Source organism: Streptomyces sp. NPDC048606 (assembly GCF_040650855.1).
Lineage (GTDB): Bacteria > Actinomycetota > Actinomycetes > Streptomycetales > Streptomycetaceae > Streptomyces.
Window position 1 is genome coordinate 398,748 of record NZ_JBEZIB010000002.1, and the last position, 12,485, is coordinate 411,232.

At 73.2% G+C, this 12,485-nt stretch carries 9 protein-coding genes; 6 read left to right on the forward strand and 3 right to left on the reverse strand.

What is annotated here, in order from left to right:
* Nucleotides 1-119: 119 nt before the first annotated feature.
* The 3 genes from gmd to AB0D01_RS03895 all read left to right on the forward strand — a co-directional run bounded on the left by gmd (nt 120) and on the right by AB0D01_RS03895 (nt 4,970).
* A complete protein-coding gene (gene gmd, locus AB0D01_RS03885; RefSeq protein ID WP_363053370.1) occupies nt 120-1,133 on the forward strand; it encodes a GDP-mannose 4,6-dehydratase in 1,014 nt (337 codons plus the stop codon).
* A gap of 247 nt (nt 1,134-1,380) precedes the next feature.
* Nucleotides 1,381-4,161 (forward strand): LamG-like jellyroll fold domain-containing protein, encoded by a 2,781-nt coding sequence (locus AB0D01_RS03890; protein WP_363053371.1) that lies wholly within the window; start codon nt 1,381-1,383, stop codon nt 4,159-4,161.
* Between the two features lie 101 nt (nt 4,162-4,262).
* Nucleotides 4,263-4,970 (forward strand): hypothetical protein, encoded by a 708-nt coding sequence (locus tag AB0D01_RS03895; RefSeq protein ID WP_363053372.1) that lies wholly within the window; start codon nt 4,263-4,265, stop codon nt 4,968-4,970.
* Nucleotides 4,971-5,054: 84 nt separating this feature from the next.
* Here AB0D01_RS03895 and AB0D01_RS03900 read toward each other — a convergent pair whose 3' ends face one another.
* Together AB0D01_RS03900 and AB0D01_RS03905 are read right to left on the reverse strand one after the other, a co-directional pair.
* Entirely contained in the window at nt 5,055-6,170 is a 1,116-nt protein-coding gene (locus AB0D01_RS03900; RefSeq protein WP_363053373.1) for a glycosyltransferase, read from the reverse strand.
* Complete coding sequence (locus AB0D01_RS03905) at nt 6,167-6,706, reverse strand: WcaF family extracellular polysaccharide biosynthesis acetyltransferase (protein ID WP_363053374.1); 540 nt, start codon at nt 6,704-6,706, stop codon at nt 6,167-6,169. Before AB0D01_RS03905 ends, AB0D01_RS03900 begins: the two co-directional genes overlap by 4 nt.
* A 94-nt stretch (nt 6,707-6,800) precedes the next feature.
* Here AB0D01_RS03905 and AB0D01_RS03910 point away from each other — a divergent pair, with 94 nt between their 5' ends.
* Nucleotides 6,801-8,312 (forward strand): hypothetical protein, encoded by a 1,512-nt coding sequence (locus AB0D01_RS03910; protein WP_363053375.1) that lies wholly within the window; start codon nt 6,801-6,803, stop codon nt 8,310-8,312.
* Between the two features lie 21 nt (nt 8,313-8,333).
* On the opposite strand, the gene AB0D01_RS03915 is transcribed toward AB0D01_RS03910, so the two are convergent.
* The gene (locus AB0D01_RS03915) at nt 8,334-9,320 is read right to left on the reverse strand and encodes an Lrp/AsnC family transcriptional regulator (protein ID WP_363053376.1); all 987 of its coding nucleotides are present in this window, start codon (nt 9,318-9,320) and stop codon (nt 8,334-8,336) included.
* 429 nt (nt 9,321-9,749) lie between these two features.
* Between AB0D01_RS03915 and AB0D01_RS03920 the strand changes: the two genes are divergently transcribed.
* Nucleotides 9,750-11,213, forward strand: a complete 1,464-nt coding sequence (locus AB0D01_RS03920; RefSeq protein ID WP_363053377.1) for an MFS transporter — start codon at nt 9,750-9,752, stop codon at nt 11,211-11,213.
* Nucleotides 11,210-12,403, forward strand: coding sequence for an amidohydrolase (locus AB0D01_RS03925; protein ID WP_363053378.1), 1,194 nt, complete (start codon nt 11,210-11,212; stop codon nt 12,401-12,403). Before AB0D01_RS03920 ends, AB0D01_RS03925 begins: the two co-directional genes overlap by 4 nt.
* Nucleotides 12,404-12,485 lie beyond the last annotated feature (82 nt).

The window sequence follows — 12,485 nt, forward strand, 5'->3', positions numbered from 1 at the left end:
GGGGGCCGGGTCCGTAGGCACGACCGACCGCCCGCAGGACACCGCCGGCGCCGCGCGCCGGCGCGCACACACCGAGGCACGGCCTCGACCGACGACAATCGACCACGGGGGGACCCCACATGGGCAAGACCGCACTGATCACCGGCGTCACCGGACAGGACGGCTCGTACCTCGCCGAGCTCCTGCTCTCCAAGGGCTACACGGTGCACGGGCTCGTGCGGCGGTCCTCCAGCTTCAACACGGAGCGGATCGACCACATTTACCAGGACCCGCAGACGGCGAATCGTTCCTTCGTCCTGCATCACGCCGATCTCTCCGACGGCGTGGCCCTGGTGAACCTGCTGCGCGACATACGTCCCGACGAGGTCTACAACCTCGGCGCCCAGTCCCACGTCCGCGTCTCCTTCGACGCGCCCCTGTACACCGGCGACGTGACCGGACTCGGCGCGCTGCGGCTGCTGGAGGCCATCCGGGCCAGCGGCGTGCAGACCCGCATCTACCAGGCCTCGTCCTCCGAGATGTACGGCGCCACCCCGCCGCCGCAGAACGAGTCCACGCCGTTCCACCCGCGCAGCCCCTACGGCGCCGCCAAGGTGTTCGCGTACTGGACGACGGTCAACTACCGCGAGGCGTACGACATGTTCGCCGTCAACGGGATCCTCTTCAACCACGAGTCCCCGCGCCGCGGCGAGACCTTCGTGACCCGGAAGATCACCCGCGCGGTCGCCCGCATCAAGGCCGGCCTCCAGGACCACCTCTACCTCGGCAACCTCGACGCCGTGCGCGACTGGGGCTACGCCCCGGAGTACGTGGACGCGATGTGGCGGATGCTCCAGCAGGACGAGCCGACCGACTACGTGGTCGCCACCGGAGTCGCGGCCACGGTACGGGAGTTCGTGGAGTCCTCCTTCTCCCACGCCGGCCTCGACTGGAACGACCACGTCCGCTACGACCCGAAGTACGAGCGCCCGAGCGAGGTCGACGCCCTCATCGGCGACGCCTCGAAGGCGCAGGAGCTGCTTGGCTGGAAGCCGTCGGTCCTGGTCCCCGAATTGGCGCGCATCATGGTCGACGCGGACATCCGGCAGGTGGAGGACCAACTCGCGGGCGTGAGCGTCCGGATCGACCGCTGAGGACGTATATTTCGCCTGTGCTTTGCCGTGTTCCGGCCGGGCGGCGCGGCTTTCCGCGCCCCTGGCCGGGGCAAAGCTGCCGTATGTCCGAAGTGCGTCCTCCGTGTTGAGCCCGGTTGATTCCAAGTTGGCATTCATTGGGTCAAGTGAGGTGACCGGGCCTTCGCGTGAGCCCTAGTCTGCGCCAGTACATATGGCTGTTCGGATAGTTCCAGCCATCAAACCGGGCAATTGCCCTGGGGGGTTCATGCGTAGATCCAGAGGGCTGACTGCTGCCCTCGTCCTGTCCCTGACCGGCGCCGGCACCGGCCTGGGCCTGGTGTTGATACCCGAGGCGTCCGCCATCACGGCGCCGGTGGCCTTCACCGCCGACGAGCTGCCCACCTGGCAGCCGAACGGCGTCGTGTTCGCGATGGCCGAGGCGAACGGCACCGTCTTCGCCGGAGGCACCTTCTCCACCGTCCGCCCGCCCGACGACAGCGGCAGCACCACCGAGCAGGACGCCGTGAACTTCGTGGCCCTCGACGCGGCCACGGGCAACCCGACCTCCTGCGCGCTCGCCTTCACGGTCGGCGAGGGCACCGCGACCGTCCGGGCGCTGGCCGTCTCCAAGGACGAGAAGACGCTCTACGCGGGCGGTTACTTCGGCGCCGTCAACGGCACCCCGGTCTCCAGCCTCGCGGCGATCGACATCGAGACCTGCACCCCCAAGGCCGCCTTCCACCCGAGCTTCCCCGCCACCGTGCGCGCGCTGGCCGTCTCCGACGACACCCTGTACGCGGCCGGCGACTTCGGCTCCGTCGAGGGCCAGACCCGCGAGCGGTTCGCCGCGGTCGACGCCGGCACCGGCGCGCTCAAGCCCTTCGTCGCGAACGCCGACGAGCCCGGCCGGGCCCTCCAGCTCAGCAACGACGGCAAGAACCTGCTGATCGGCGGCGACTTCTTCTCCGTCAACGGCACCAACTCGCACGCGCTGGCCGTCGTCGACGCCACCACCGGCGCCGTCGCCAAGACCTACGCCACCATCCCCTCCAACTCGGTGGTCAAGCACATCTCCGCCGACGCGACGGGCTACTACACGGCCAACGAGGGCTCCGGCGGCGGCGTCTTCGACGGGCGCCTCGGCCTCGGCCTCGACTTCAACGAGAAGTGGCGCGACCGCTGCCTGGGCGCCACCCAGTACGTGCTCCCGTACGACGGGGTGCTCTACAGCTCCTCGCACGCGCACGACTGCTCCACCGAGCGGGAGTTCCCGGACGGCAAGCGGCACTTCCTGCTGGCGCAGCCGACCGACCACAACGGCGCCGCCCCCGCGCCCGTGGACGGCTTCGTGCGCGGCCCGCGCAAGCTCGGCTGGCACCCCACCGCCAACGACGGCATCGGCGAGGGCATCGGCCCGCGCGTCATGTCCGTGGCGCAGAAGGGCGACGTCAAGTACATGTGGGTCGGTGGTGAGTTCACCCTCATCAACGGCAAGGCTCAGCAGGGCCTGACCCGCTTCGCCTCCACCGGTGACGTCGGCGCCCCGACCACCCCGGTCGCGAGCGCGGCGAGCGTCAAGCCCGGCGAGGCCCAGGTCCGCTGGCGCACCAGCTACGACCAGGACGACAGCAAGCTGACGTACCGGATCTACCGCAACGGCTCGGGCACCCCGATCCACACCATGACCGCCGACTCCCTGGAGTTCGAGCGGCCGCAGGCCTCCTGGACCGACACCACCGTCAAGGCCGGGCAGGCGTACACCTACCGCGTGACCGCCACCGACGCCGCCGGCAACACCAGCGCGCTGTCCACGAGCGTCTCCGTGACCGTCCCGACCTCGGTCCAGTCCTACCCGGACAGGGTCCGGGCCGACGGCGCGAACCTGTACTGGCGCTACGACGACACCGTGAGCCCGTTCGTCGCGGACTCCTCCGTCGCCGGCAACACCAGCGGCATCCAGGTCAACGCCCCGGCCCTGCGCCAGAGCCCCGGCGCCGTCAGCGGCACCAGCACGGCGATGGGCTTCAACGGGTCGAGCCAGCAGGTCCACAGCGACCACCGCCAGGACGTGGGCACCTCGTACACCATCGAGACGTGGTTCAAGACGAACACCACGCGCGGCGGCAAGCTGATCGGCTTCGGCAACAACACGACCAGCAGCAGCGGTTCGTATGACAAGCAGATCTACATGACCAACACCGGTCGTCTGTTCTTCGGCGTCTACAACGGCTCCGCCCGCACCGTCTCCACCGGCCTCTTCGACACCTACAACGACAACAAGTGGCACCACGTCGTCGCCACGCAGGGCCCCGGCGGCATGGCGCTGTACGTCGACGGTCAGAAGAAGGACTCCAACAGCATCACCAACCACACGCCGTACGCGGGCTACTGGCACGTCGGCGGTGACAACCTGAGCAGCTGGCCGAGCCGTCCGACCAGCAACTTCTTCGCCGGGCAGATCGACGAGACCGCCGTCTACCCGTCCGTGCTCACCCAGGCCCAGGTCAAGTCCCACTTCGACCTGGCGAAGGCCCCGACCGACACGGTCTCCAAGGTCGCCGTGACCGAGGACACCTACGTCAACCAGGGCGCCCCGAACGCCGCCTACGGCACCTCCACCCAGCTCGCCGTGCGCGGCACCTCCGCCTACGAGAGCTACCTGCGCTTCACCCTCCCGGCCGCGCCGGCCGGGCAGGTCCTGAAGGCCGCCTCGCTCCAGGTCAAGACCTCCACGCAGGCGGGCGCCGGCAGCGCCGACACCGTCTCCGTGGTCCCGGTCACCGGCACCTGGAACGGAACGGACAGCACGTTCAACACCAAGCCCACCCTCGGCACCACCACGCTCGGCAGCATCACGGGCGTGCCGGACGGCTCGGCGATCCAGAGCATCGAACTGGACACCGCCGCGCTCACCCCGGTGCTGGGCGGCGCCTACAGCCTCGGTCTGACCAGCACGGGCACCGACCCGCTGTGGCTGTGGTCCTCCGAGGCGACCGCCGCGGACGCCGCTCCGCAGCTGATCCTCACCTTCGGCGCGAAGCAGTAACGAGCCGACGACCGTACGGGGCCCGGACGCACGCGCCGGGCCCCGTACGCGCACGACGACCGATCGACCACCCGGCACGTCCGGTGAGCACAGGAGCCCCGATGTACCGACGCACCGCAGCGGCTGCTGTCCTGCTGGCCGCCGCCCTGACCCTGACCGCCTGCGGCTCCGGGGGTGACGACAAGGCCGCCGCCCCCGCCTCCTCGGACAAGGCGAGCGCGGCCTCGCCGAAGCCCCCCGCCGCCTCCCCGGTCCCCGACCCCGCCGACGCCCCCGCGCCCTCCGGCGCGGCCGTCGCGCCGGACGCCAAGCCCTCGGGCCCCGTCCTGCCGGACGCGAAGCTCACCCCGAAGACGGGCAGCTTCAAGGAGAACGAGAAGAAGTACCTCAGCGGTCGCGTCCCCGAGAAGATGGACCCCGCCGCCGTCCTCCAGACCGGCCAGGAGACCTGCCAGCGGGTGGAGCGCACCGCCAAGCGCGACAAGGACGCCGCGGCCGCCTCGATCGCCTCCGGGGAGATCACCGGGGCGAAGGACGCCATCGAGAACCTGTGCCCGGAGCAGAAGCCCGTCCTCGCGATGGCGCAGAAGGGCTTCGGGGACTCCCCGGCCGCCGCCCCGGCCCCCGGCACCTACCGCGCCGTGACCCAGAACCCGGCCTGCGCCTGGGAGGCCAAGGGCAAGGACGGCAACGTCCTCGCCTCGGGCCCCGAGACCCCGGCCAAGCCCGGCGACCGGATCACCGCCACCGTCCCCGCCGGCACCACCGAGTTCCGCTCGACGTCCTGCTACGCCTGGCTCCCCGCGTAGGGCCCGCCCCGACGCGCGAACGCCGCCGCACCCCACGGGGGTACGGCGGCGTTCGGTCTTTCGCCGGTCGCGAGGGCTGCGCCGTCAGCGGCGCGCGGCATTCCCGTAGACCTCCAGCAGGGTGTCCACCACGGCGTCCATGGAGTAGGACCGCGCGGCCAGTTCGCGGGCGGCCAGGGACGCGGCGGCCCCCGCGGCGGGCTCCAGGAGCTTCAGGACGGCCTGTGCGACCCCGTCGGGACCCGGGTCGACGGCGTGGCCGGCCCCGGCGGCGGCGATGTCGCGGGCCAGCCCGTTGGAGTGCGTCACCACCGCGGGCACGCCCACGGCCAGGGCCTCCAGGACCGACATCGGGAACGGTTCGTCCACCGAGGGCAGTACGTACACGTGGGCCCGGCGCAGCTCCGACAGCACCCCGTCGCCCGACAGGGCCCCGGGCACCGTGAACCGCGCCCCCAGCCCCAGCGCGTCGATCCGCGCCCGCACCGCGGCCGACTCGCCCTCGTCGGGGCCCGCCACCACGAAGCGCGCCTCCGGGTGCGCCGCCAGCACCGCCGGAGCGGCGTCGACGAAGTCCACCGGCCGCTTGCGCGACTGGAGCCGGGCCGCGTACAGGATCCGCGGCGGCCCGCTCGGCGTCGGCCGCGCCTCCTGCGCCGGAGTGCCGTTGACCAGCCGTACCGCCCGCTCCAGTGGGCCGCCCACCACCGCCTCCAGCCCCGCCCGCTCGTGCGGGGTCAGGTACAGCAGCGCGTCGGCCCCGCGCAGCAGTCGGCGTACCGCCACCGCGTCCAGCACCTTGGCCAGCGCCTTCCCGCTCGGGTCCACCATCCCGTGGGTCTGGAGCACGAGCGGCTTGCCCGCCCGCAGCGCGGCCAGCGCCACCGGGAGCGTCACCAGGTCCCGCGCGAGGTGGACGTGGACGAGATCGGCCTCCCGCACCAGCCGACCCGCCGAGGCCAGCAGCGCCGGCGAGGTCATGCCGCTGAAGCCGAGCGGCAGGATCCGCCGGGCCGGGAACAGTTTCGCGGGCACCCCCTCCACGGAGGTCGGCCACGGGTCGAAGCCCTCGCCCAGCGCGAGCAGTCGCGCCTCGTGGCCGCGCTCCCGCAGCCCCTTGGCCAGGTTCAGCGCGACCCGCACCGGCCCGCCGAAGGCGTGCGAGGGGGAGTGCAGGGTGACGGCGTGCAGGACTCTCACTTGGGCTCCTCGACCGGGCGGCGGCGCCCGTCCTGGGTCTGCAGGGTCAGTTCGGGCAGGTCCTTGTGGACCACGGCCCCGGCGCCCGCCACCGCGCACCGGCCGACCGTCACGCCCGCCAGCACGGTCGCCCGCACGGCCACCCACGCGCCGTCCTCGACGGTGATCGGGGCGTTGCGGTAGCGGAAGTCGGCGGCCCGGTGGTCGTGCGAGCCGGTGCACAGCATCGCCTCCTGCGACAGGCAGACGTTCGCCCCGACGCTCACCGGCTCCAGGTTCAGGATCCAGACGCCCTCGCCGATCCAGGCGTGGTCCCCGACGGTCAGCTTCCACGGCCACAGGACCCGCACCCGGTGCCGGATCAGGACGCCCTCGCCGATCTTCGCGCCGAAGGCCCGCAGCAGTGCCACGCGCAGCCGCGCCGGACAACACCACGCCATGAAGACGGTGTTCATCACGGCGAACCACAGGGCCTGCGTCAACAGCCCCCGCCCCTTGTCGTATCCGGCCAGCGTGAAGGCAGGAAGATCACGCAACAGTCGCCCCTCGTCGTCCACCCCGACGCGCCTCCCAGGGCGCGGAACGCTCAGACTAGACTGCGCCCGGATCGCGCACAGGGGTGGGGGCAACATGGCTACGGACGTACGTGGACCGGCCGTTGCGCCCGCGCCGGCGCCGCCCGAGGACGAAGCGCAGTGGGGTCGCGTCACCACGCCGCGCACGCTGCTCTCGCGGGCCCTGTCCGTGCCCCTCGCCCTCGGGTTCACGATCTTCCTGCCGTTCCTCGTCGCCGTCCAGAGCGGGGCCGGCGCCCGCGACGCGGCCTTCCACCTCCAACTCCTGCTGACGACGTACGCGGGCGCCCGACTCTCCGCGATGGTCCTCACCAGCCGCCGCAAGCTCCTCCAGGGCTCCTTCTGGCTGTTCGTCTACATGGCCATGGGCGTGGCCCCCCTGGCCCAGGCCGTCCTCGGGCAGGTCCCGACCCCCGTCGTCGGCCCCCGCTACGACCTCACCCTCGCCATCGGACTGGTCCTGCTGGGCTGCCTCGCCTTCGACGTCGGCGTGCTCCTCGCCCGCCACCGGCCCGCCGGCCGCGCGGGCGGCTCCCAGAAGGAGCCCCGCCCGGTCATGGCCCACCGCCGCCGCCTCCAACTCCTGACCGTCCTCGCCTTCCTGGGCAGCGCGGCGTTCATCGCGAAGCTCGGCGGCCCGGCCGTCTTCTTCTCCAGCCGCCAGGAGATCATCGCCGGCATCGAGGAGGCCGGCGTCTCCAACGGCGACGGCCAGGCGGGCCAGGCCCTGCTGCGCGGCTTCGGCACCGTGCCGGCGCTGCTCGCGCTGCTGCTCTACACGCGCTGGCTGATCACGTCCCGCTTCGCCCGCCGCAAGGTCTCCGTCATCCTCGTGTGGGCCGGCCTCGCCGCCCTGAACGTGGTGGTCAACAACCCGATCTCCAACCCCCGCTACTGGTTCCTCACCGTCATGTTCGCGCTGCTGTTCACCGTCTTCCCGGTGAGCGCCGCGATGTACCGGGTGGCGCTGTCGATGGCCGTCGTGGTCGCCCTGCTCGTCTTCCCCTTCGCGGACCGCTTCCGCTACGACGAGAAGAACTACAAGCCCGTCGAGACGACCTCGTTCCTGGAGCCGATGGCGCTCAAGGACTACGACCAGATCGGCATGTTCGCGAACACCATCACCTTCTCCAACTCCGGCCCCGGCCACTTCTACGGCCGCCAGCTCGCCGGCTCGATCTTCTTCGCGGTGCCCCGCTCGGTGTGGCCCGGAAAGCCCCGCGACACCGGCGTGATGGTCGGCCAGTGGATGGGCACCGTCAACACCAACCTGTCCTCCCCGATCTGGGCCGAGCTGTGGCTCGACTTCGGCCCCCTCGGCATGGGCGCCGGCCTGATGGGCATCGGGTACGCCGCCGCCCGCGTCGACCGCCGCTACGCCCGGCGCGCCACCCGCCGCTCGCCACCGGGCAGCCTCATCTCGGTGGTGGTCCCGCTGGTGGCCGGCTACTCCTTCATCCTCCTGCGCGGCCCGCTGCTCCAGGCCTCGGGCCGGGTCGCCATCGCCGCCCTGTGCCTCGCGCTCGTGGCCACGTACCGCACCGACGCCAAGACCACCCTGCGCTAGACCCGGGCCCGGCGGGGGCCCTCAGGAGGGGCGGGGGAGGGGTTCCGCGATGCCGGCCCGCTTGTAGGTCCGCATCAGCAGCGCGGTCTCCGTCGAGTTGACCCCTTCGAGCCCGGCGAAGACCCGGGTCGTGAAGGCGTACAGGTCCCGGATGTCGCGGTGGCTGGAGTAGCCGAGGAGCGCCGCGCCGCCCGTGGTCACCACCAGGTGCCGTACGGCCGGCTCCCGCGCCAGCCGCCGGATCGCCGCGTCCAGCCGGCTGTGCGTGACCCCGAGCCGGAACCGGGCCTCCACCGGGTAGCCCAGTACCGCCGGATCCGCGTGCAGCCGCAGGTGCAGCACGTGCGAGGACATCAGCCGGGTCAGGCGCCGCCGCGCCGTGCTCTCGCCCACCCGCAGCTCCCGGGCCAGCCGGGTGGTCGACATCCGGGCGTCCCGGCCCAGCAGCGCGACCAGGGCCCGGTCCAGCTCGTCCACGACCAGGGGTTCGGGCAGCGGCGCGCCCGCCATGACCAGCCGGCGCACCTCGGTGGGCTCGTCGTCGTACGGGGCCCAGTCCGCCGCCGTGAGCAGCAGCCGCAGCACCACGCCGGAGTGGATGTCCACCACCCCGTCCAAACGCCCGACCACCGTGTCCACCAGGGCCAGCAGCGCCTCGTGATCGGGCGCGTTCAGCTCGGCGTACACCTCCAGCGCCCCGGTGGCGACCTCCACGGACCGGGTCTCCGGCCGCCGGGCCAACGCCAGGGCGGTCTCGTGGACCCGGCCCGGGGCGCAGCGCACGGCCAGCTCGGCGGTGATGCCCTCGCCCTGGTACTCGGGGACCAGCGCGGCGGTGAAGCGGACGTGCCCGGTGGCCGTCATGCGCTCCAGGCGGCGGGCGACGGTCCGTTCGTGGACCCCGATGGCGGCGGCGAGCGGGGCGAACCCGGCGCGCGGGTCGCGGTGCAGGGCGCGCAACACCCGGTGGTCGACCTCGTCCAGGACCGGAAGGGATGCGGCGCTCACGGCTGTCTCCGGGGATGGGGGGCGGACGGGGGGAGCCCCGCCGTCCGTACGGGGCGGCCGGGTACGGGGCGGCCGGGCGGCCCGCCCGACGGGGCGGCCGGGCGGCGGTGGCCGGGGTGAGCGTACGGCCGGGGCGACCGTCGGCCGGGGGTGACCGCACAGCCGGGGTGACCGTACGGCACGGTCGGACGGCGTCGGTCGGCGTGCCCGAGGAGGGCCCGTGCGGGGCGCCGGCCGCCGGAATCCACCGCGCGGGGGCACCCGTATGCCTCGTTCACCCGATTATGGGGCCCGGTATTGCCGGGGGCGCGGCGGGCGCCGGACATTGTGATGCGGATGGCGCCGCGTCCCCGGCCGACGACGGGGGCGCGGCGAACCCCTCCGCTCCCTGCCTCGGCCGCTCGGCCACTCCCCGAACAGGTGGTACGTATGACGTCCACGGACGCCCAGGTCGCCCGCCCCTCCAGACCCACCGTGCGCGCGACCCCCGCCACCGCCGTGATCGCCTCCGTCGTGCTGGTGGAGCTCTCCAGCGGCATCACCCAGGGCTTCCTGTCCCCGCTGCTGCGCGGGCTGACGGAGACCCTGCGGGTGTCGGCCGCGGACCTGAACTGGATCAGCATCGCCAACCTGCTGGCCAGCGTCGCCTTCACCCCCGTGCTCTCCCGCATGGGCGACCTGTACGGCCACCGCCGGGTGCTGCGCTGGAACCTGGCGATCGTGCTGCTCGGCTCGGTCCTGGTCGGCCTCAGCCGTTCCTTCGGCACCCTGCTCGTCGGCCAGATCCTCCAGGGCGCCTTCGCCGGCTTCTTCCCCCTGCTCGTGGGCATCCTGCGCAACCGCGCCGGCAAGGCCGGGGCCGACGCGGACGGCGAGAGCCGCCGCGGCATCAGCCTCATGGTCGCCGCCCTCGTCGGCGGCATCGCCTTCGGCCTGGTCGCCAGCGGCTTCGTGGCCAAGGCCGTGGACAGCCCGACCGCCGCCCTGTGGGTGCCCGCCGTCGCCACCGCCGTGGCCCTCGCCGTCACGTGGCCGCTGCTGCCCGAGTCCGAGCACCGTCCGGGCGGGCGGGTCGACTGGGCGGGCGGCCTGCTGCTCTGCCTGGGCCTGGTCGCGCTGATGCTCGGCCTCGGCCTCGGCGGCACCCCCGGCTGGGAGTGGACCTCGGCGCGCACCCTCGCCGTCCTGGTGGGCGGGGCCCTGGTCACCGCGCTGTGGGTCGCGGTGGAACTGCGCACCCCCGAGCCGATGATCGACGTACGGATGTTCCGCCGCCGCAACGTCGTCGTGGTCTCCCTGGTCACCCTGACCTTCACCTTCGGCATGATCGGCCTCCAGGTCGCCAACCCCGTGTTCATGGGGACCGACCCCGCCGAGAACGGCTACGGCCTGGGCCTGGACCCCTTCGCCATCGGCCTCGCGATGCTGCCCAACATGCTCGCCCTCGCCCTCGGCGCCCTGCTGGCCCCCGCCCTCGCCGCGGCCGTCTCCGACCGGCTCACCCTCGTCGCGGGCTCGCTGCTGATGGCCGCCGGCTACCTGCTGTCCCTCACCTGCCACTCCGACCAGGCGCTGTTCCTGGCGGGCACCGCCGTCGCGGGACTGGGCACCGGCTTCCTCCAGCACTCCACGCGCACCCTCGCGGTGGAATCCGTACCGCACGACCGGACCTCGGTCGGTTCGGGCATCAACGAACTGCTGATCAACGTCGGGGGTTCCGTCGGCGCCGCCGCGGTCCTCACCGTCTTCGCCGCCCGCACCCCCGCCGGGCACGCCCTGCCCGCGCTGGGCGCCTACACCACCTCGTGGACCCTGTGCACCGTCGTCGCCCTCGCGGGCGCGGGCCTGGGCCTGCTCTACCGCGACCCGCGCGCCGGGGAGGCCCGTCGATGAACACCGTCGAGGCGACGCGCGAACGCGCCCGTGCCGTCCTCACCGCCCGCCAGGACGAGGTCCTCGACCTGAGCCACGCCCTGCACGCCGACCCCGAACTCGCCTACGAGGAGCACCGCGCCGCCCGCCGGATCGCCGACCTCCTGGAACGCGCCGGGTTCGACGTCACCCGGGGCGCGTACGGGCTGCCCACCGCGCTCGACGCGCGCGTCGGCGGCGGGGACCTGGTCATCGGGATCTGCGCGGAGTACGACGCCCTGCCCGGCATCGGCCACGCCTGCGGCCACAACGTCAACGGCGCGGCCTCGGTGGCCGCCGCCCTCGCGCTGGCCCCGCTCGCCGACGAACTGGGCATCACCGTGCGGCTGCTCGGCACACCGGCGGAGGAGTCCGGCGGCGGCAAGGTGGACATGCTCCGGGCCGGCGCCTTCGACGACGTGGCCGCCGCGATGATGGTGCACGCCGCGCCCTCGGACTCGGTCGGCATGAGCTCGCTCGCCATCAGCAGTTGGAAGGTCGCCTACACCGGCCGCGCCGCGCACGCCGCCGCGATGCCGGAGCGCGGGATCAACGCCGCCGACGCCATGATGATCGCCCAGGTGGCCATCGCCGCCCACCGCCAGCAGATGCGGCCCGGCGCGGTCGTCTCGGGCGTGGTGACCGGCGGCGGCGAGGCCGCGAACGTCATCCCCGCCCGCACGGCCGCCGAGTACGACTGCCGGGCCGTCACCAGCGCGGAACTCGCCGAGCTCCAGGCCCGCGTCCGCGCCTGCTTCGAGGCCGGGGCGCTGGCCACCGGGGCCGAACTCCTCCTGGAGACCGTCGGGAACGACTACGCGGACCTGCGCCAGGACTTCGACATCGGCCGCCGCTACCTCGCGGCCGCCCGCGACCTCGGACGCCGGGTCCAGGACTGCGACCCGACCCTGCGCGGAGGCTCCACCGACATGGGCAACGTCTCCCACGTCGTGCCCACCATCCACCCGATGATCGGCTACGACTGCGGGGACGCGATCATGCACAACCCGGAGTTCACCCGCCACGGAGTCTCCGCCGGAGCCGACCGCGCGGTCCTGGACGGCGGCCTGGCCATGGCCTGGACCGCGATCGACCTGGCCCGCGACCCGCTGCACCGCCAAGGCCTGCTCACCCGCCTCGCCTCCCGTGCCTCCGGGGCGGCGGGCGCCTGAGCGGGACCGGGGCGCGCGGCGGCCCCCCACGGCCGCCGCGCGCCCGCCCCGCACCCGGCGTACGCACTCAGACGGCGTACGC

Excerpts from the sequence above, each read along its gene's own strand:
- gmd (WP_363053370.1), top strand. The coding sequence starts at position 120 with ATGGGCAAGACCGCACTGATCACCGGCGTCACCGGACAGGACGGCTCG.
- AB0D01_RS03890 (WP_363053371.1), top strand. The coding sequence starts at position 1,381 with ATGCGTAGATCCAGAGGGCTGACTGCTGCCCTCGTCCTGTCCCTGACC.
- AB0D01_RS03895 (WP_363053372.1), top strand. The coding sequence starts at position 4,263 with ATGTACCGACGCACCGCAGCGGCTGCTGTCCTGCTGGCCGCCGCCCTG.
- AB0D01_RS03910 (WP_363053375.1), top strand. The coding sequence starts at position 6,801 with ATGGCTACGGACGTACGTGGACCGGCCGTTGCGCCCGCGCCGGCGCCG.
- AB0D01_RS03920 (WP_363053377.1), top strand. The coding sequence starts at position 9,750 with ATGACGTCCACGGACGCCCAGGTCGCCCGCCCCTCCAGACCCACCGTG.
- AB0D01_RS03925 (WP_363053378.1), top strand. The coding sequence starts at position 11,210 with ATGAACACCGTCGAGGCGACGCGCGAACGCGCCCGTGCCGTCCTCACC.